Raw genomic sequence first — 19,887 nt, forward strand, 5'->3', positions numbered from 1 at the left:
GGCCGACGTTGTCAGGGGGCGGACCGCTCGGCCAGGTCCGCCACCAGCAGGTCGAGGGTGGCCTCCTCGTGGACGGCGACCCCGAGCGCGGTCATCGCCGGGGCCAGCTCCGGGTCCCAGTCCGCCCCGACCGGGCTGCCGTCCAGCGGCAGTCGGGGGACGCCGCGGGCCCGGCCCTCCGCGACCAGCCGCGCGTACTCCTCGGCGCCCATCCGCCACGGCCGGGCCCCGTAGCGGCGGATGATCCGGTTGGCCAGCGCGATCCCCGGCCAGTCGAAGTCGCCGTGGTAGGCGAAGCGGCAGCCGGCGGCGGCGAGCGCGTCGAGCAGGGTGAGGACCACGGTGGCGGCACTGCCCGAGGTGCACACCAACGGTCCGGCGCAGGACGCGTCCGCCGCGGCGGCCACCACCCGCGGGTTCTCGCAGATCCGGACGACGGTCCCGGCGGGCAGGTCCGGCCGCAGGTCGAGCAGGTCCCGCAGGGTCAGATGGGTCTCGGCGTGGTGGGCGGCCCGCTCCCGCAGGGCCCGCTCCCGCCACCCGTCACCGGTGGGCCGCAGCCCGTACGTCAGCACCGTGCTGGACACCTCGTCCGGGGTGACCGAGACCAGCCGCCACAGCGCGCGGCGGCCCGCCGCGTCCTCGGGCAGCTCGACGCCGTGGGCCAGGGCGAGACCGCGCTGCACCAGCCGGGCCAGCCAGGTGCCGTCGTCCAGGCCGTGCGCCGAACCGGTCGCGGCCGCGGCGAGTTCGCCGCGGCCCCGGGGGCCGGTGCGCTGCGGACCGAGCACTTCCCCGAGCACCCGCACCGCCTGCCCGAGGGTGCGCACCGCCGCACCCTGCGCCACCCCCTTGGGCACCCCGGCCCGGCGCAGCGCCTCGCACCACCGTCCGGTCCACTCCTGCCCGGCGAGCGGGGAGGCGTCGAGGGCGGCGTCCAGCGCGGACCACACCTGCCGGCGGCGCGCCGCCTCGTCCTCGCGGGCCGCGCGGCGGTCCACCAGGGGAGGGCCCAACTCCTCCAGCACCCCCCGGAGCCCGACCCCGGCGGCCGACTCGCGCAGCCGGGCGTCGAGCACGTCGAGCCGCACCGTCACGGCGGCGCCCGTGAGGGGCCGGCCCAGCAGCAGGGACAGGTCGTTGCGTTCCAGGGCGCTCGGCGCGGCCAACCGGAGCGAACCGGCGGGCCGTACGCCGTTGCCCTCCAACCGGGCGCGGGCCGCCGCCCAGAGCCGGGCCAGCCCCGGACCCGCCAACCAGGTGCGGGTGGCCGCCGGCAGGCCGCTCACGACGACACCAGGCGCCGGTGCCGCCCGTTCCAGGTGTAGTGCAGCGTGGCCACCCCGCGCACATGGGGATCGCGCAGGCACTCGTAGACGTGCAGCGACGGGACCCCGGCCCAGTTGCCCATCAGCCGCTCGCTGGTGAGGACGAAGTCGAGGTCCAGGTCGACCAGGATGCGCCCCAGCCGGCCGTGGGTGGGCTCGTCGACCTTGGCGAAGGCGTCGTCCAACAGGATCAGCCGCGGCGCGTGCGGGGCCGACTCGGCGAGGCTGGTGAAGTGCGCGGCCGCGGCGGCGAAGAGCACCAGGTACGAGAGCACCCGCTGCTCCCCCTGGCTGAGCCCGGTGCGGCCGGTCAGCTTCCGTCGACGCCCCGGGGCCGCGTCCTCGACCACGAAGGTGTGGAACCGGAACCAGGCCCGGTAGTCCAGCGCGGTCCGCAGGTGGGCCGTGTAGCCGGCCGAGGGGTCGGCGCGGCGGGCGTCCTCGATGCGGCGTTGCAGCACCTCCCGCAGCCGTTCGGTCTGCTCGCGGGTGCGCAGGCCGGAGTGGCCGCGCAGCAGTTCCACGGCCGCCCGCACGTCGGCGTCCACGTCCTCGTCGAGCTTCCACAGCAGCTCCACGCCGAGGCCGTGCGAGGTCCGCACCGTCTTCAGGGTGTCGTTGAGGGCCGTGACCAGCCGGGTCGCCGTGACGACCTGCGTGGCGAGGTGGTCGCCGAGTTCGCCGGTCAGGAACCGTTGGAACACCTCGCTCTCCCGCTCGGTGAGCCGCCCCCGCGCCTGCGCGGACTCGACGGCGATCCGCTCCCCGACGACCGCCACGTCATGGGAACCGTGGTCGTCGAGGAGCCGGCACACCTTGATGCCGTCGCGCTCCTCCAACTGCGCGTCGTAGCCGCCCGCCAACCGGTCGCGCAGCACCGTGTGCCGCTTGAGCAGCGCGTCGTCCGACACCCGCTCCGTCGACCGGCCCACCGCCCGCGCCACCGCCTCGGCCAGCGCGCGCAGCGCACGCAGCCGGTCGCGGACGACCGCCCCCGGGTCGTCCGCCAGGTGCTCGGGCAGCGCGGACCGCGCCAGCCCCGCCCCCTTGACGACCTCCGGACGGTTGACGGCGCCGCGCAGGGCGTGACCGGTGTCGATGACCGCGGCCTCCTGCTGCGCCAACTCCTCCCGCAGGCCCCGCTCCGCCTCCTCGGCGCGTACCCGCCGGTCCCGGAGGTCGTCGTGGGTGCGCTCCGCGGCCGGCACGGCGGCGGCGCTGCTCGCGATGCGCTCCTCCACCTCCCGTTCGCGGGCCAGGACCTCCTCCTCGGAGGCGCCGATCGCCCCCTCCCGGGTGCGCAGGTCCTGTTGCGCGGTGCGCAGCCCGTCCAGGCGGAGCCGGTAGTCCCGCTCCGCCGTCAGCCGCGCCTCGCGGGCCCGTGCGTACCGTCCGTCGTCCGCCCGGCTGCCGTCGAGCCGTCCGACGGTGCCGGCGACCGCCCGGCACACCTGACCGGTGCCGCTGAGCAGGGTCGCCAGTGCGGTGCCCACCTGCTCCAGGGCGGCGGCGTCGGTGGGCAGGTCATGGGCGGTGGCGGTGGCGTCCGCCTCGGAGCGCGCCGAGACGGCGGCCGCGCGGGCCGTCTCGGCCGCCCGGGCCGCCCGGGCCGCCTTGGCGGTCAGCTCCCGCAGGGCCGCCTCGTCGGCGGCGGCCCGGCTCCAGGCGTCCGCGAGGCCCCGGGCCGGCGGGAAGGCCCGCTCGGCGAGCGCCAGCGCCCGCCGGACGGAGTCCGCCGCGGCGAGTTCGGTGCGGGCCGCGGCCGACCGCCGTTCCGCCTCGGCGAGGCGCGCGGCCGTCTCGGCGAGGGCCCGCCGCCGGGTCTCGGCGCGGACGCTCGCCCCCACGTACTCGGCGACGTCCTTGCGGTGGCGGCCGCTCAGGGCGCCCAGCCGCCAACTCCCGTCGACGTGCACCGCACTGGCGGCCCCGCCCTCCTCCCCGGCCGGGACGAGCGCCACCCCGGTCAACAGCCGCTCCACCTGCTCGGCGGTGATGCCGCAGGCGAACCGCGGGGCGGCCGGCCGCAGGGCCGCGGCCAGGGTCGCCACCCCCGGCGGCACGGGGCCCGCCCCGAGGAGGGTGTCCCGGGTGCCGGGGTCGAGGGGGACCCCGTCCGCACCGACCCAGGCGTCGAGGATGCCGCTCGCCTCCAACGCCGCCTCCAACCCGGCGCGTTCGGCGGGCGTCAGGTGCTCCGCGAAGTCCACCAGCCGGTAGAAGGGCTCCCCCCGGGCCGGGTCGCGCTCGGCGGCGCGGTGGTGCGGGGGCACCGGCTCCGGGTCGGTGCGCTCCTCCTGCTCCCGCTTCTCCCGCGACAGCCGCCCGACCTCCGCGTCCAGCCGGCCGACGTCGAGCGCCCGCGCGTCCCGGTGCCGGGTGAGGTGCTCCGCGTACGGCTCCAGCACCGCCCGCGCCGAGCGCTGGGCACGGGCGTCCGCATCGGCCGGCAACACCCCGTCGGAGGGGGCGTCGCCGTCCTCCCGGGCCACCTCGGCGAGGACGGCGTCCAGCGGGGGACAGTCGGGCCCCGCCGCGGACCGGGTGTGCGCCACCCACGCGGCGACCTCCCCGGCGTACCCCCGGCTCGCCCCGGCGACCCGCTCGCGGCTCGCTTCGAGACGCCCGGCGGCCTCCTCCGCCTCGCCCTCCAGCCGCTCCCGGTCCGCATCGGCGCCCGCCGCCGAGGCCCGGGCCCGCTCGGCCCGCGCGGCGAGGGCGGCCACCTCCCGCAGGGCCCGGGCCCGGTTCCGCACCACGGACCCGGCGTCCTCCAACTGCTTCTGCCAGGCCCGCAGTCCGGCCTCCGCGGTGCCCGCGTCCACCCGCACCACCGGCCCGTGCCGCACCGTCGACGCCGCCCCGTCCGGCCCGAGGAGCTCCACCGAGCTCGCCGCGGAACGGGCCGTGCGCGGCAGCGCCACCGCATCGCCCAGGTGCCCGGCGGGCAGCCCCGCCCGCTCCGCCAGGGACAGCAACTCCCGGTGCTCGGTGCCCAGCTCGATCAGCCGGCCCCCGAGGTCATCGACGCCCTCGGCCAGCCGCCGCGCCGCGTCCTCCTCCGCGTCGTGGGCGCTGCGCAGGGCGGTGAACGCGGTCACCGCCGTGGTGCGCAGGGCCTCCACCGTGCCGCGGCGCTCGGAGAGTTCGCGCAGGCTGCGGTAGGCGTGGCTGGCGTGCAGGGCGGCCAGGGCGGTGCGGGCGGCCCGTTCCTCCTCGCGGAGCCCCGCCAGCACGGCCCGCGCCTCCTCCTCCCGCTGGTGCAGCTCGCCGGTGCGCTGGGCGGCGTCCCCGGCCGCCCGGCGGCGCACCGAGAGGGCGTCCAACTCCCCGCTCACCTTCCGGGCCGAGGCGCGCAGCACCCCGGCCAGGTAGCCGCGGTAGTCGGTGAGGAAGGTGCGCAGCGCCTCGTCGGTGCGCTCCAGGCGGCCCAGCTCCTCCCGCACCGCGTCCAGGTCGTGGAGGTTGCGCGCCACCCGCTCGACCACCTCCTCGTCGAGGCCGGGCAGCGTCTCGCTCAGCAGCACGGCCAGACCGCCGTGCTCGATGCGGTCCCCGACCGTGGGGCGCCGCAGCCGGTGCAGCAACTGGGTCAGGTTGCGGTAGCGGGTGGCGTCGGCGATGCCGAAGAGGTCCCGCGCCACCCGGGCCCGGTGGGCGACCGGGCGCTCGGTCGCGTTCTCGGCGCCCACCACCTCCTTCAGCCGGTCGACGGGCAGCGGCTTGCCCGCCTCGACCAGGTCCAGCCCCGCGCCGACCCGCAGCGGGGTGACGAAGAAGGTCGGCACCGCCCGCTGCGTCGACCGCGAGGCGCGCACGGCGGCGCCCACCGTCAGGTACCGGGGGTCGCCCTCCTCGGTCGTCCCGCGGAACTCCACCCACAGGTAGCCGAGGCGGTTGGTCTGCTCGAACCCGTCCAACATCAGCCAGGCCAGCGTCGTCCGCCCGGTGCCGGTCGCGTCCAGCGCCCGCGCGTCGCCGTCCAACAGGTAGGGCAGCAGCATCTCCAGGGCCTTGGACTTGCCCGCGCCGTTCTTGCCGCGCAACAACAGCCGACCGTCGCCGAAGGCGAACTCCTGGCCGTCGTACTGCCAGACGTTCTGGATGCCGGCGCGGTGCAGACGGAAGCGACCGCCCGCCGGCGTCGACGGGTTCCCCGGTCGCGGCGACGGGACGGGGCCACGGGCATCGGCGGTCATATCGGCAACTCCTGCTGTACGTCGTGGTCCTCGCGGTGCGCGCCACCGGAGCGCACGGTGACGCGGGCGGCGTACCGGGCGGCGGCGGCCAGCAGCACCCAGCCCCCGCCGCCCGGCCGGGCCCCGCGGACGTCCGTCACCTGCCGCCCCGGCGGCAACTCCTCGTACCCCTCCGGCACCCCGTGGCCCTCCGCGCGCACCGGCCCGGCGGGGGCCAGCAGCCGCATCCGCGCCAGCAGCCCCAGCACGGCGTCCCGCAGGGCGCCCGGGTCCTCCAGGTAGCCGCGCTGCCAGCCGCTGCGCCCGCCGTACTCGGCGACCAGCCCGGCCAGCACCTCGTCCACCAGCCCGTCCGGCACGGCCACGCCGACGACGAGGGTCCCGCCGGTCGACGCCGTCCCGGAACCGGTGGGCCGGAGCCGCTCCACCAGCCGTTCCAGCAACAGCAGCGCGGCCTGGGCGACGGTTCCGGTACCGGGGAACCGGAGGTCCGTCAGCTCGTCCTCCGGGTCGACCAGGGCCACCCCCTCGGCGCGGATCTCCGTCTCCAGACCCAGCAGTTCGAAGAACGCCTGGGCCTCCCGGCGCTGACGGGTGCGGAGCCAGTCGCGCTCCGCGTCGGTCAGCTCGTCGAGGTGGACGACGGGCGTCTCGACCAGCATCCGGCGCACATAGGTGCGGGCACCGCCGAAGCCCGGGTCCGCCGCCCGGCGGACCAGATCGGCGCCGTCCCGGGACTGGGCGAGCGGCCCGGCCACGATGGCGCGGGCCAACTCCCGGTCCACCGTGATCAACGCCTCGCCCTCGGTCTCCTGCGCGAGGGCGCTCACCCGGCCGTGCGTCTCCACCAGCACGCCCCACTCCACCAACTGGCGCAGCGCCGCGACCAGCGTCCGCTTCCCGGCCGCCCGACCCGTCTCCTCCAGCTCGACCTCCGCATCGGCCGCCGCGGCCCGCACGTCCGCGACCAGCTGCGACAACAGCATCTGCTCGGGCGCGGTCACCAGGACCGACAGCGCCAGGGCGAGGCAGGCGTAGGTGCGCGGGGTGAAGGGCGTGCCGGTGGACCGCAGCAGCTGGTGCCCCGCCCGCGGCCCCAGCCCGGCCTTGAACAGCCGCGCGTAGGAGCTGTCGACCACCAGGCGGTAGCCGAGCACCTGCTGGAACCGCTTGCGCAGCCACTCGGCGTGCCGGCGGACCAAGGGGAACACGTCGGCGTGCGGACCGCTCGACGAGACCAGCGGATGGGACAGCAACAACCGTGCGGCGGACCGGCGTTCGGCCGCCACCGCCACGTCGTGGGCCGAGGGGATCGTCATGACGCACCCGCCCCCACCGGTGCACCCGGTTCGGCCGGGTTGATCGGCCCCTCCGGTCCGGCCGTCCGGTCGACGGTCAACTCCAGGTCGTCCAGGAGCAGATCGCCGTCCGCCGCCCGCAACAACGTCCGGGCGCCCGCCGTCCGGTGCACGGCGAGCCGGACGCCCAGGTCGGCGTCCTCGCTCCGCGCCGCCTCCAGCCCGAACCCGGCCGCCCCCTCGGCCCGTCGCCCGAGCCGTGCGTTCCCGAGCGCGGTGGCCAACAGCTCCAACAGCAGGTCCAGCGCCGCCGAGGTCAACCGCACCTCCTCGAACCGGCCCGAGGCGCTGCACAGTTCGTCCGCCGCCGCCCGCCTGGCCGCCGACCGGGCCCGGGCTGCCCTCCGCAGCCGTTCCTTCTGCGCCGAGTGGTCCTCCACCGCCGCCGTCCGCCCCCGCTGCGCCCGGCTGCCCCGCTCGCGCAGCGCGACCGGGACCTCGACCACCGGTCCCGTCCACCACCCGGTGTGCGCGGGCAGCACCTCGTCGGTGGCCGGCGGCACGCCCAGGTGACGGGCGCCGTACAGGCCGAAGGCGGCCACCGCGATGTCGTGCGCGTCCTCGGGGGCGGCCCCGTCGAACCACTGCGCCAACCGCAACAGGTCCCTGCGCCGCGACATCTCCCCGGTGGCCGAGCGCAGCATCCGCTTGGCGTTGGCCAACAGCGACTGGAGCGCCCGCAGCGTGGCCTCCCGCAACTGGTCGACCTGGCTGCCCTGCCCGTCCAGATCGGTGAACCAGCCGCGCAGCCCCTCCCAGTCGGCCAGCTCCCGCCCGCGGCTGCGCTGCACCCGGCCCTCCGGACCGCCGTCCCCCTGCGGGGAGAGCCCGGTGAGCCCCTGGGCGTGCGCGTCCACCTGCGCCAGCAGCTCCGGCAGCCGCGGCCACAGTGCGTCCAGGGCCGCCGAGATCCGGGGCGCCCGGAAGGACACGTCCTCCGTGATCGCCTCCACGTAGTCCAGGAGCAGTTCCTTGAAGCCCTGGTACTCGGCGCCGTCCAGGTCGTACCGGGCGAGCACCTGCCCCAGGTAGGCGTAGAAGTCCCGCACCGAGTCGGCGAACCCGGCGAACTGCACGAACAGCGTGCTGATCCGCTCCAGCCCGTCCTGCGGGGCCACCCCACCCGGCTCCGCCGCCGCCCCGGCCAACTCCCGCAACCCCCGCTCCACCAGCGCCAACAGCTCGTTGCTCACCTCCCGGGCGGCCTCGGCCTCGGTCAGCACCCCGTCGGCGTCCCGCTGGATCCGCTCGCCCAGCCGCGACAGCTGGTACCGCGCCCGGGACCGCTGGTACTCGGTGATGCTGGACGCCCGCACCGTGTGGTTGCCGCGCAACAGGTTGCCCCAGCGCTCCAGCTGCTCCAGCCGCCCGGTCAGCGCATCGGCGTCCAGCCCGGCCCCCGCCCCGCCGGCGCCGCGCAACTTCGCCAGGACGTCCGGCACCGCCAGGTCCGCCAGCAGCGTTCCGCAGAAGACCCGCATGATGGCCAGGTACTCCAGCCGCTCCGGCGCACTGAGGTACGCGTACGCGTCCAACCGCCGGCGCTGCGCCTCGTCCTGTCCGGGCGCCGGTGGTGCACCTGCTGCGGATTCGTCCATGCCCGAGAGGTTACGTGCAGTGTCCGGACGGTGCTGCCGAGTGGCTGGAAATGCTCCGATCGCGCCGGGGCGGGGCCGGGGTTCGCCCACTCCGTCGGACCGCGCCCGGGCGGCGGCGGGGTGCCGGGTCCGGGCTCCGGTCGTTCGAACGGGGCGGCAACACGGAGACCTGCGCCGGCGCCGGATCCGCCTGACGATCAACCGGCTCCGATGCAGGCTTTGTCGAGAGGTCGCCGGCGCGCGAGGGTCGCCTTCGGCACGTGGCAGGGTTCGTGCGGATCGCCCGCGTCCCCTCTGATGCGCGGTGCATCGACCAGCGCGGGGCGTGGCGTGCTGCATGTCACGCTTCGCGATGACCTTCCGCCTCGACGCCGGTCATCCACTCAGCACGGTCTCGCCCCGTTGCCAGTGCCGTGCCCCGCACGGCCGTGCGGTGGACCCTCAGCAGCGGCATGCTGGCGGGCCCGCTGTTCCTCACGGCCAGACTCGTCCAGGGCTTCGCGCAGAGGCGTGCCGGGAGAACCTGCCGCCCGGGGAGGGGGCCGCGGGGATCGTGCTGGGCGACTTCAACATCTTGGAGCCCGACCACACGCCGCAGTACAGGTTCTTCCAGGAGTTCGAGTACGGCTTCTACCGCTGGCTCGGGGAGGGGGGACACGGACGCCTTCCGGGCCCTGCACCCGGACGCGCTCGAATACTCCTGGGTGGGCCAGTGATCCGCCGGTTGCTGGCGATCACTGCACGAGACGCGTTCTCCACCATCCGCCCATGATCAACCATCAAGAGCTCAGCACCTCACCCGCCAACCATGCACGAGCTCGTTAGCCGTCGTCACGGACGAGCTTGCTCATCTGGCCGAACTGCTCGACGCCCTCGCCGCCGAAGCCGACGAGCGGACGATCCACGAGTATCGCGCCCTCCTCCAGGAGCGTTCGAGCAGTCAGCCCGTCTGAGCTCCGCGATGACCTGCCGTGCCCTGTGCCGGGCGGGTTCGATCCGGGGGTCCTCCGGGTGGGCGTCCGGCCCGAGGATCTTCGAGGCCGCGAACAGCGTCATCAACCCTGCCGTCCCGGCTCTCGAAGTCGTGCCGCCGTTCGCTCCGTACGCGGTCGGCGAGGGCCGGGACTGAGAGGGAGGCGGCCCACGGAGTGGCGGCGTCGAGGCCCTGGGGGGGCGTTGCCCCAGTCCTCCCAGTCGGAGGGGGAGAAGACAGGCACGCTCATGTTGGCCCAGTTCAGGTCGGCGTGCGCCGGCATCCACCGTTCGACGGTCGTGTCGATCTCCTCGAGGAACACACCGCGGATCGACTCGGTGACCAGATCCTGCGTGATCGTGACGGTGCCCGGAGTGGCCACCCTCCGGCTGGTGTTCCGCGCGAGCGCGTCCAGTCCGAAGGCCCGCCACCACTCCTCGGACAGCGTGGGCTCCTCGCTCAGTACGGCGGTCCCGATAGGCTCGCCGGGAAGGAGCTCAGTCTCGTCGGCCCGGCACATCACCGGCTCGTCCGCGTCCCGCCAGACCACACACCCCTGCCACCTCGGCGGAGTGACTCCCTCCAGCCGGGCAGCGCTCTCCGTACCGTTCCATCCCTGGTCGGAGATCTTGTTGAGCGGGCGACGCTCCACCCGTACCCAGGTATCGCGATCGGCCCGGACGCCGACCGACCGGCGCTTGCGCACCACTGTGCCCGGATCCAAGCGTGTCTGAAGGGAGTGCTCGACGCGATCAAGAAGCTTGTTGGCCGGCTCGACTCGGAGGTCAACAGCGCGAACAACGGAGACCGAGTGCGTCATGCGGGTCCCGTAGCAACGCGCTGCGGTGCTACGGGGCTGCGGCTGGTGTAAGAGCTGCACCCGAGGGGGCGGATGCCTATCCGACCTCTCGAAGCACCCGTCCTTGTGCTTGGTCCGGTGGGTTCTTTCCCTTCTCCCGCCCTCTGAAGCCGAAGCGCGTAGCGCGATCATCTCCGGACGGTCGTCCCGCTGGAAGAGATATCCCGGCTCGTCGGGCACTCCGGGGCGGCTGCGATCGAGGAGATCTACCGGAGGGAGATCCACCCGGTGATCCAGACCGGAGCCGTCGTTATGGACGGGATCTTCGGCACGTTGCCGCCCCCGAGGCGGAAGTCACGCAAAAAGGTCAGGATCTACATCTTGACTGTAGATGTAGATCCTGACCTCATACGTAGCTGTCGGGGTGGCGGGATTTGAACCCACGACCTCTTCGTCCCGAAGCAACTTGGGCGGGGGTGCTGCCTTGGGCCGGCGCGAGTCTCACCTGCGCTGATGGTCCGCAGACGTTCGCGCTCGTCCGCCGTTGTGCGTGGGCGTTGTCACGCAGTTGCTGAGGTTGAACTCGTGATGTCGTGCTGCTGATCAGGCGGGTCTGATGGTCAGGCCGGTCTCGGCGAGGCACCCGTCTATGAGGTGGCTGCGGTACTGGATGTGACGTAGACCGCGTCGTATGCGCTGGACGAGGTGTTCGGGGGTGTTGAAGGCGACGTTGGAGAGCCAGCCGCGTCGCAGAAGGGACCAGATCCCTTCGACGGGGTTGAGGTCGGGTGCGTAGGGCGGCAGGTAGTGGATGGTCAGCCAGTCCTGGACTGCCGCCCATTCCCACAGGCCGGAGGCTTTGTGGACGTTGAGGTTGTCCCAGACGAGCACGACCGGGCCGCCGAGCTGCTGATGCGCGGCGATCAGCAGGTCCCGGTAGTCGCGCCAGGAGAAGCTCTTGCGTCCGTCGCGCTGACCGTCATCCCGGCGCGGCCGGTAGATCAGCCGAGACCGTTGACCGGGTTTGTAGCAGGTCAGCGCAGCGATGGATATCCGTCTGCGGGAACGGCCGCGGACTCTCACCACCGGGGTCCTGCCGCGCTGGGACCAGGTCTTCGCCTGCGGCGGCGTCATGGAGAATCCGGCTTCGTCCTCGAAGACGATCCAGGCTCCACGGGCCGCCGCGAGCCTTCCGCGCAGGGCCACACCTCCCGGGCCCACCCGGCCACCGTCTCGTCGTCCCGCTCCATCGCGCGTCGGGCTGGGACCTGGCAGGACCAGCCGTTGCGTACCAGCAGCTTCCGAACGCCTTGAATCGTGTAGGTTAGGTGGAAGCGCCGGCCGATCACCGTCTTGACCCGCGCCAGCGTCCACCGCTGGTCCTCCCAGCCGGGACCTGTCCCCGAGTGGTGGACACCTCTGAGCCCGCCCCGGCAGGGGCCGGGTAGGAGGCATCTTTTATGGTGATGAAGGTCTACTCGCCCGAGTTCAAGGCGGACGCTGTCGCGCTGTACCTGTCGGACCCGAGCCACACCTTCGAGGGCATCGGCAAGGATCTGGGGATCAGCCGGGAGACGCTGCGCAACTGGGTGCGGGCCGAGCGGGCCCGCCGAGGTGAGAGCGGCACGACGAGCACGAACACGAAGGACGTCCCGGTGAGCGAGGCCACGAGGCAGGACCTGGAGGCCGAGATCGCGGCCCTGCGAGCGGAACTGAAGAGCGTGCGCAAGGAGAACCAGAAACTGGCCACTGAACGGGACATCCTGCGCAAGGCGACGAAGTTTTCGCACAAGAGATGACCTGGTGACCAGCCGCTTCCAGTTCGTCGAGGACCACCACCGCGCCTGGGGCGTGAAGCGGCTGTGTCAGGCGCTGGAGGTCGCCCGCTCAAGCTTCTACAAATAGCGGGCCGGCCGCGCGGCCCGCGCCGCGCGCGAGCGGGCCGACGCGGCGCTTGCCGAGCGGATCCGGGCCGTGCACGCCGAGTGGGACGGCACCTACGGCCGGCCGAGGATCACCGCCGAGCTGCACGGCGACGGTGAGCGCGTGAACCACAAGCGCGTCGGACGGGTGATGCGGAAGTACGGCATCACCGGGCTGCGGCTGCGCAGGCGCCAGGTCACCACGGTGCCCGAACCGTCCGCCACACCGGTGCCCGACCTGCTGGGGCGCGACTTCACCGCGAGCGCACCAAACACGAAGTACGTCGGCGACATCACCTACCTGCCGGTGGGCGACGGCGAGTTCCTGTACTTGGCGACCGTGATCGACTGCTTCTCGCGCCGCCTGGTGGGCTGGTCGATCACCGACCACATGCGCACCTCGCTGGTCACCGACGCGCTCCGGGCAGCCACTCAGGTCCGCGGCAGCCTATCCGGCGCCGTCTTCCACAGCGATCACGGAGCCCAGTACACCTCTCATGAATTCGCCGGTGTCTGCGCCGAGTTGGGAGTGCGGCAGTCCATGGGAGCGGTCGGCACGAGCGCGGACAACGCGCTCGCCGAGTCGTTCAACGCGCCCCTCAAACGCGAGACGCTCCATGGTGCCCACCATTTCGACGGGGCCCGCGCCTGCCGCCTGACGGTCTTCCGCTGGACCACCCGCTACAACACCCGCCGACGGCCCTCGGCAAACGGACAGCGGGCACCGATCGTCTACGAACAACAGTCAGCCACCCTGACACTTGCCGCATAACGACACGAACGGGTGTCCACCCTCCAGAGACAAGGCCCCAGTGCCCGTGGGCTGGTGCTACCCGGGTGATGCCCAACACGGATGCCTCCGCACGAACATCATGTGGAGGTGCCCGTGTCCCATCCGGAGATCTACTCCAGCAGAAGCTCAACTGCATGGACCATTCTGCGGAAGGACCTGCTCCTTGTCTGCGCGGCGCTCAAATCGATCAGTGCGGAGAACTTCGCTTGATGGAGCGTCTCCTTGTAGGACTCGTTCATCATGGCTTCCAGTTGGCTCTTGGCGCCTCGCCTGGCCTCTGGGTCCGCAGGTGCCGATGCGTTGTCGTGGACTGCTGGGTGACTGCGGAGAGACTCAGCTGCCGCGAGGAACCAGGCTTCGTATTCATGGCGAGCGATCACTATTTCCACGGGGACGGCTACAAGGCCGGGCTCTGGGGCCAGCTGGCGGGCAAGCTCAACTGGGCAGCGGATGTCGCTGTCATCCCCATCCCTCAGCACGAGGACGCCGCCGCGTCCTTTGACACGCGTGGCCTGCACGCGCACAGCCTTGGCCAATTCATCAGGTTTTCGCATTTTGCCGGAGTCGAGACGGAACGGTGGGGCGACCTCTGTCCAAGTTCCACACAGCTCGATGGCGATGCGCGAGATGAGTTCGCGCACTGCTTGGACCTCGCCATGACCTTCCACGATTGGGGCCACGATTGGGGTGAGTGTCACCGGCGCACCCCCGATTTCGACTCCGCGGCGGCAGCGGGAAGTAGTTGGTCGTTTCGGAGGAGCTCTCCCGGGGTGTAGAGATGTTCCCGAAGCGCTAGCACTCCTGCTTCATCCAGCTGGCCGATCTTGGTTTCTCCGGCGATGGAACGCACGGCTCGAAGCTCGGACAAGTCGAAGTCGTGGCGATCGAGAAGATCTGGGCTGTGGCTGGTGACGATGACTTGACGGCGTTCGCTTGCATCGCGCAACGCGTCGAGGAGCACGCCTGCTGCCGCTGGGTGCAAGGCGCTCTCCGGCTCCTCGATACCGACTGTGCTGAGGGTGCTGCCTGTGCCAGCGAAGAGTGAGACGAGTACGCCGAGTGCACGTAGCGTGCCGTCGGAGACAGACTGTGCCTGAAAGCGCCAAGGGTTCTTGGCTCCTGGTACCTCCTGTGCAAACTCCAGGGTCTCCCAATTTCCCAGTTCAGAGCGGGCTACGCCATGCATGCCGGGGACGATCAGTTGCAGGTAGCTCTCGATGCGAGCTTTGTCCTCCCGGCCCCGCGTGCTGCGCTGTAGTCGGTGAAGAACGCTGGCGATGTTGGAGCCATCGCGGTGCAGGAACTCTCCTGAATCAGGTGTCTGAGGCTGCCGTATCACGTCTGGGTTGAGGCTGAAGACGCTGATGCCGGCGAGTCCGTCGTAGACAGGGCGGAAGGCCTCAAGTCCGGCAGCGGTGACCAGATACAGACGCTGCTCGCTTACTGGAGGCATGACCGGCTCGGTCTTGCTTGTCAGTACGCCATTTTCGACGCGGAACCTAGCATCGACGTGAGTTCCTTGCTCCTCTTCCGCGTCATACCAGACGGTGCAGTGCTCCCGGGAGATGCGGAAGCCGCCACCCTTGACTGCGCCGACTTCGAAGCCGTACTCGCCCTGGTAGTCCGGCCCTCGGAACTCCAGATCGATCGAGAAGTGGGTTGGATGCCCTGTCGACCTTCTGCGCACCTCGGCCACACCCCCGCGGCTTCGCAGAGCCTGGTCGAGAGAGGTCTGCAGAGACTCGGAGAGCAGTCGCAAGGCGTCGAGGAAGTTGCTCTTACCCGAACCATTCGGACCGACGAGTAGCAACAGTCTGCCCAGCTCGACGTCCGCCGCGGCGATGCTCCGGTAGTGCTTCAGCCGTACGCGAGTGAGCGAGAAGTAGTTGTCCTGCATGTGATCAGTTTGGCAGCAACATGGCGAGTCACACGCGGATTACTTGAAGCGGCCCCACCGCCGGCATGTGCCTCAACGAGGGGGCTCACGCTTCTTTGGGAGCCCCCTCGCCGACGTCGGCTCCCAAACGGCTCCCAAGGCGACCCCGGAAACCATTCAGGGGCCTGACCCGCTCTCGCGGATCAGACCCCTGACCTGGTCTTACTGGCTGTCGGGGTGGCGGGATTTGAACCCACGACCTCTTCGTCCCGAACGAAGCGCGCTGCCAAGCTGCGCCACACCCCGATGTCCCCGCGCTGCGGCGACGTCGCTTACTTTAGCCCACCGGCGGCCGGAGGCGAAATCCGCTTCCTCGGCCCCGGTGGGCCCCGTCGGCGCGGGTCAGGGGGCGGGGACCAGGGTCAGGAGGGAGACCTCCGGGGGGCAGGCGAAGCGGACGGGGGTGTAGCGGCTGGTGCCGCAGCCGGCGGAGACGTGGAGGTGGGCGGTGCGTCCGCCGGCGGTGTGGGTGGAGAGGCCCTTGACCCGGTCGGTGTCGAGGTCGCAGTTGGTGACCAGGGCGCCGTAGAACGGGATGCACAGCTGGCCGCCGTGGGTGTGGCCGGCGAGGACCAGGGGGTAGCCGTCCTCGGTGAACGCGTCGAGGGCGCGCAGGTACGGGGCGTGGACGAGGCCCATCGAGAAGTCGGCGGAGGGGTCGGGGCCGCCGGCGACCTCGGCGTAGCGGTCCCGCTTGATGTGCGGGTCGTCCAGGCCGGTGAGGCCGATGCTCACGCCGGTCGGGCCGATCGGCAGCTTGAGGGTGCCCCGGGTGTTGGTGAGGTCGAGCCAGCCGGCCTCGTCGAAGCCATCCCGCAGCCGTTCCCACGGGTTGTGGACGACGCCCACGGCGGGCGGGTTGCCGTTGAGGCCGTGCTGGCCGCGGACCTTCTCGACCAGGTACCGGCCGGGGTTGCGTAGGGTCGGGCCGTAGTAGTCGTTCGAGCCGAAGACGTAGGCGCCGGGGAACTCCAGCAGCGGGCCCAGGGCGTCCAGGACCTCGGGGACGGCCTCCGGGTCCGACAGGTTGTCGCCGGTGTTGATCACGAAGTCGGGCCGCAGGCCGGCCAGCGAGCGCAGCCACCGCTGCTTCTTGCGCTGGCCGCTCACCATGTGGATGTCCGACACCTGGAGCACCCGCAGGGGGCGCATGCCCCGGGGCAGGACGGGGACGGTCACTCGTCGGAGGCGGTACGAACGGGCTTCGAAGCCCGCCGAGTAGAGCAGACCGGCGGCGCCGACGGCCGCGATTGAGAGGGGCACTCCATAACGCGCACGCATGTCCCCATCGTGTCAGACTCGAACATCTCGTTCGCAATCGGTGTGATCATTCGGCCGCCGGTCCGGAGCGGGGGTTCCCCGGCGGGACCGCCGCCAAAACGGTGGGCGTTCCGCGGTGCACGCCTGCGACACTCTCCCCATGACCACGCTCAAGTCCAAGCTCCAGGCGGACCTCACCGCCGCGATCCGGGAACGCGACGAACTGCGCTCCGCGACGCTCCGGCTGACCCTCACCGCGATCACCAAGGAGGAGGTCGCCGGCACCCGGGCCCGCGAGCTCTCCGACGACGAGGTGCAGAAGGTGATCGCCCGCGAGGCGAAGAAGCGGCGCGAGGCCGCCGATGCCTTCGCCCAGGGCGGGCGGGCCGAGCAGGCGGAGCGGGAGCGGGCGGAGGGCGAGGTCCTCGCCGGGTACCTGCCCAAGCAGCTCACCGACGAGGAGCTGCGGGGGATCGTGGAGGAGGCCGTGGCGCAGGCCCGTGCGGAGGGCGCCGAGGGGCCCCGGGCGATGGGCCAGGTCATGAAGATCGTCAACCCCAAGGTCGCCGGGCTCGCGGAGGGCGGTCGGGTGGCCGCCCTGGTCAAGCAGCAGCTCGCCGGCTGAGCTGCGGTTCCGTCACCGAGGACGGACATCGGGGCGCTTCCCCCACCTCTCCGGGTGGGGGAAGCGCCCCGATGTCGTGGAGCGCGGTGGTGGCGCGGGTCAGTCGCCCTCGCCCTCGCCGCCGCCGAGCGCGCCGGGCCTGCCGCCGGGGTTGCCCGGGAGGCCACCGGGGGTGCCGCCGGGACCGCCCGGGTTGCCGGTGTTGCCGCCGCTCGGGTTGCCGGGGCCGCCCGGTCGGCCGTCACCGGTGCCGCCGAGGAGTCCGCCGATCAGTCCGGTGTCCGGTCGGCCGTCCTCGCGGTCGCCGTCCCCGTCCCCGTCGCCGTCCTCCTCGCCCTCGGGCTTGGGCTTGGGGGCGTCGGGGATGTTCACCAGCTTGAAGCCGGGTGCCGGCTTGTCGGCGAGGGCGCCGCCCATCGCGTCGCGCCAGATGGGGCCGGGGACCTGACCGCCGAAGACCTTGTCGTGGTACCGGCCGCCGATGGTGATGTTGACCATCCGCTGCTCGTGGGCCGGGTCGCCGACCCAGACCGCGCCGGCCGCGTTCGGCGTGTACCCGACGAACCAGGCCGCGTAGCGGAAGTCCGTGGTACCGGTCTTGCCCGCGCTGGGGCGGGAGCCGAGGCCGGCCTCCTGGCCGGTGCCGTCCTCGACCACGCCCTTCAGCAGGGTGTTGACGGTGTCGGCGGTGCGCTCGGACATCGCCCGGGAGCACGTGGTCTTGGGCACCGGGAGGGACTTCTTCTCCGCGTTGGTGATCGACTGGATGGCCACCGGGGTGCAGTAGGTGCCGCGGGCCGCGAAGGTGGCGTAGCCGCTCGCCATGGCCAGCGGGGACACCTCCTGGGTGCCCAGGGCGATCGACGGGGCCTGGGCCATCTTGCCGCCGTCCGCCCGCTGGACGCCCATCTGCCGGGCGAGGGTGGTCACCGGGCAGATGCCGATGTCGCTGATCAGCTCGACGTAGTAGGTGTTGACCGACTTCGCGGTCGCCTCCTTCATGTCGTACGGGCCGACCTCGGCCTCGTTCTCGTTCTCCAGGTCCTCCTTGGACAGGTTCACCCAGTTCTTGCCGCCGCAGGTGGCCACCGGGCTGGGGTAGTCCATCTGGTAGGGAGAGTCGTAGACCTTGGTGGGCGGCGTGCCGTTCTCTATGGCCGCCGCGGCGACGATCGGCTTGAACGTCGACCCGGGCTGGAAGCCGGCGCCGCCGCCCATGTCCTTGTCGACCGAGAGGTTCAGCACGGTCTCGCCCTTGCCCAGGCCGTACGGGCGGGACTGGCCCATGGCGAGGATCTTGCCGGTGCCGGGCTCCACGATCGTCATGGCCGTGGCGACCTTGTCGCTCTGGTAGACGTGCTTCTTGATCGAGTCCTGTACGGACTCCTGCGCCTTGGGGTCCATGGTGGTGCGGATGGTGAGGCCGCCCCGGTTCCAGATCTTCGCCCGGTCGGCCTTGGTCTTGCCGAAGGTGGGGTCGGTGAGGAAGACGTTGCGCACGTAGTCGCAGAAGAAGCCGCCGCCGTTGACGGCGGTGATGCAGCCGTTCTGCGGGCGCTTCACCTTGAGGCCCAGCCCCTTGGCCTTGGCCCGGTCGGCCTCCGCCTGGCTGATCTCCCCGACCTCGGCCATCCGCTGGAGCACGACGTTGCGGCGCTTGGTGGCCTCCGCCTCGTCGTTGATCGGGTCGTACCGGCTGGGGGACTGGACGATGCCGGCGAGCAGGGCGGCCTGGGCGACGTCCAGGTCCTTGGCCGGGACGGAGAAGTAGCGCTGGGCGGCGGCCTCGACGCCGTACGCCTGCTGCCCGAAGAACGTGATGTTCAGGTAGTTCTCCAGGATGCGCTTCTTGCCCAGCTCCTCCTCGACCTGGATCGCGTACTTCAGCTCGCGGACCTTGCGGCCGACGGTCTGCTGGGTGGCCTGGGCGACCTTCGTCGGGTCGTCGCCGGCCTCCTCGACGAAGACGTTCTTCACGTACTGCTGGGTGAGGGTGGAGGCGCCCTGGGCCACGCCGCCGCTCTGGGCGTTCTCGTTCAGCGCGCGCAGGATGCCCTTGGCGTCGATCGCCCCGTGCTCGTAGAAGCGGGAGTCCTCGATCGCGATGATCGCCTTCTGCATGTGCGGCGAGATGTCCTTCAGCGGGACCACCGTGCGGTCGCGCGAGTAGACGGTCGCCAGGTGGCCGCCGCCGGCGTCCAGGATCGTGGTGCGCTGGCTGAGCGGGGGCCGCTTCAGGTTCGCGGGGATCTCGTCGAACCCCTCGACCGAGCCCTTGGCCGCGAGGCCCACCACTCCCGCGGCGGGCAGCGCGATTCCGGCCAGCACCACTCCGGCGAGCACGCTGACACCGAGGAACTTGGCGGCCTGTTGCGTGGGAGACAGTCCACCGCCCGAGCGCTTGTTTGGCATGGGGGCAGCCTAATCCGTAGTGATGAGCATTCCGTAGGAGCGGGGGGTCCTCGGAGCGTTCGCGTACCGGACCGTGACGTCCCGGGCGGAGCGGCCCGGCCCGGCCCGGCTCGCGGGGGCCGCGCCCGGGCCCGTGCCGGTGCGGCGGGGCGCCGCCGCGGGCCCCGGCGGGAGTCGGTTGCCGGGGCCGGCGGCGGCTCCGTGCGGGTGACGGGACGGTGGCGCGATGACGCCGGACGGCGCCTGGCGATTCGCCGGACAGGCCCACATGCCTTGGCCTAAGCTTCTTACTACTGTCACGGCAGCGCGGCCGGACGCCCCACCCCACGGATGGTCAGGAACCCCCTGCCGTCGCGGAGTTGTTCCGCGGTGCGGAGGTGGTCGCGGGAAGTGCCGGGCAGTCCAGCGGCGCCGGCCCGGGTCCGTCGACCGAATCCGCCGCCCGTGTCCTGCGGTGTCCGAGTTGGCCTACGTCATTCGTCCTGCTTCGCGGCCTGCATCACGTATGTCGCGGCGTCACTCCGTTGGGTGATCTGCCGCGTACGCATAGTCCGTTCGGGCCATTCAAGATTGGGCCCGAAGGGGGTGTTGCGCTGTGCCAGCCTTCCGTAACGTCCTCAACTGGCGGCGGTGCATATGCCGCTGCCGCCGTGGGGGAGCCTCGAATTCGGGAGAGGACGGCGC

At 72.2% G+C, this 19,887-nt stretch carries 9 protein-coding genes, 1 tRNA gene and 4 pseudogenes; 3 read left to right on the forward strand and 11 right to left on the reverse strand.

Going from position 1 to position 19,887, the window contains the following annotated elements; translation table 11 throughout:
* Positions 1–11: 11 nt before the first annotated feature.
* The 5 genes and pseudogenes from ABT092_RS00450 to ABT092_RS00470 all read right to left on the reverse strand — a co-directional run.
* The gene (locus ABT092_RS00450; RefSeq protein ID WP_351238130.1) at positions 12–1,289 is read right to left on the reverse strand and encodes a TIGR02679 family protein; all 1,278 of its coding nucleotides are present in this window, start codon (positions 1,287–1,289) and stop codon (positions 12–14) included.
* Positions 1,286–5,527: a TIGR02680 family protein gene (locus ABT092_RS00455; RefSeq protein ID WP_351238132.1), complete on the reverse strand. Its 4,242-nt coding sequence runs from the start codon at positions 5,525–5,527 to the stop codon at positions 1,286–1,288. Before ABT092_RS00455 ends, ABT092_RS00450 begins: the two co-directional genes overlap by 4 nt.
* Positions 5,524–6,846 (reverse strand): TIGR02678 family protein, encoded by a 1,323-nt coding sequence (locus ABT092_RS00460; protein WP_351238133.1) that lies wholly within the window; start codon positions 6,844–6,846, stop codon positions 5,524–5,526. The genes ABT092_RS00455 and ABT092_RS00460 overlap by 4 nt, the downstream gene beginning before the upstream one ends.
* Positions 6,843–8,483 (reverse strand): TIGR02677 family protein, encoded by a 1,641-nt coding sequence (locus tag ABT092_RS00465; RefSeq protein ID WP_351238135.1) that lies wholly within the window; start codon positions 8,481–8,483, stop codon positions 6,843–6,845. Before ABT092_RS00465 ends, ABT092_RS00460 begins: the two co-directional genes overlap by 4 nt.
* Positions 8,484–9,431: 948 nt before the next feature.
* A pseudogene (locus tag ABT092_RS00470) lies at positions 9,432–10,276 on the reverse strand (hypothetical protein); the annotation flags it as partial.
* Between the two features lie 183 nt (positions 10,277–10,459).
* Between ABT092_RS00470 and ABT092_RS00475 the strand changes: the two are divergent.
* Positions 10,460–10,603 (forward strand): annotated as a pseudogene (locus tag ABT092_RS00475) (site-specific integrase); the annotation flags it as partial.
* A gap of 255 nt (positions 10,604–10,858) precedes the next feature.
* Here ABT092_RS00475 and ABT092_RS00480 read toward each other — a convergent pair.
* Positions 10,859–11,646: pseudogene (locus tag ABT092_RS00480) on the reverse strand (IS630 family transposase); the annotation flags it as partial.
* Between the two features lie 69 nt (positions 11,647–11,715).
* On the opposite strand from ABT092_RS00480, the pseudogene ABT092_RS00490 reads away from it, so the two are divergent.
* Positions 11,716–12,949: pseudogene (locus ABT092_RS00490) on the forward strand (IS3 family transposase).
* 131 nt (positions 12,950–13,080) lie between these two features.
* Here ABT092_RS00490 and ABT092_RS00495 read toward each other — a convergent pair.
* From ABT092_RS00495 to ABT092_RS00510, 4 genes are all read right to left on the reverse strand, one after another.
* Positions 13,081–13,668: a DUF4276 family protein gene (locus tag ABT092_RS00495; RefSeq protein ID WP_351238139.1), complete on the reverse strand. Its 588-nt coding sequence runs from the start codon at positions 13,666–13,668 to the stop codon at positions 13,081–13,083.
* The gene (locus ABT092_RS00500; RefSeq protein ID WP_351238141.1) at positions 13,665–14,867 is read right to left on the reverse strand and encodes an AAA family ATPase; all 1,203 of its coding nucleotides are present in this window, start codon (positions 14,865–14,867) and stop codon (positions 13,665–13,667) included. The genes ABT092_RS00495 and ABT092_RS00500 overlap by 4 nt, the downstream gene beginning before the upstream one ends.
* A 211-nt stretch (positions 14,868–15,078) precedes the next feature.
* Positions 15,079–15,152, reverse strand: a tRNA-Pro gene (locus tag ABT092_RS00505).
* Positions 15,153–15,248: 96 nt separating this feature from the next.
* Positions 15,249–16,187, reverse strand: a complete 939-nt coding sequence (locus tag ABT092_RS00510; RefSeq protein ID WP_351238143.1) for a metallophosphoesterase — start codon at positions 16,185–16,187, stop codon at positions 15,249–15,251.
* 139 nt (positions 16,188–16,326) lie between these two features.
* On the opposite strand from ABT092_RS00510, the gene ABT092_RS00515 reads away from it, so the two are divergent.
* On the forward strand, positions 16,327–16,791 hold the full coding sequence (locus ABT092_RS00515) for a GatB/YqeY domain-containing protein (protein ID WP_351238145.1): 465 nt from the start codon (positions 16,327–16,329) through the stop codon (positions 16,789–16,791).
* Positions 16,792–16,890: 99 nt separating this feature from the next.
* Here ABT092_RS00515 and ABT092_RS00520 read toward each other — a convergent pair whose 3' ends face one another.
* Positions 16,891–19,203, reverse strand: a complete 2,313-nt coding sequence (locus tag ABT092_RS00520; RefSeq protein ID WP_351238147.1) for a transglycosylase domain-containing protein — start codon at positions 19,201–19,203, stop codon at positions 16,891–16,893.
* Positions 19,204–19,887: the final 684 nt, after the last annotated feature.

The sequence above is a fragment of the Streptomyces sp. NPDC002490 genome, assembly GCF_040296045.1.
GTDB lineage: Bacteria > Actinomycetota > Actinomycetes > Streptomycetales > Streptomycetaceae > Streptomyces.

Coding starts and splice junctions, on each gene's coding strand:
- ABT092_RS00455 (WP_351238132.1), bottom strand. CDS start 5,527: ATGACCGCCGATGCCCGTGGCCCCGTCCCGTCGCCGCGACCGGGGAAC.
- ABT092_RS00460 (WP_351238133.1), bottom strand. CDS start 6,846: ATGACGATCCCCTCGGCCCACGACGTGGCGGTGGCGGCCGAACGCCGG.
- ABT092_RS00465 (WP_351238135.1), bottom strand. CDS start 8,483: ATGGACGAATCCGCAGCAGGTGCACCACCGGCGCCCGGACAGGACGAG.
- ABT092_RS00500 (WP_351238141.1), bottom strand. CDS start 14,867: ATGCAGGACAACTACTTCTCGCTCACTCGCGTACGGCTGAAGCACTAC.
- ABT092_RS00510 (WP_351238143.1), bottom strand. CDS start 16,187: ATGCGTGCGCGTTATGGAGTGCCCCTCTCAATCGCGGCCGTCGGCGCC.
- ABT092_RS00515 (WP_351238145.1), top strand. CDS start 16,327: ATGACCACGCTCAAGTCCAAGCTCCAGGCGGACCTCACCGCCGCGATC.
- ABT092_RS00520 (WP_351238147.1), bottom strand. CDS start 19,203: ATGCCAAACAAGCGCTCGGGCGGTGGACTGTCTCCCACGCAACAGGCC.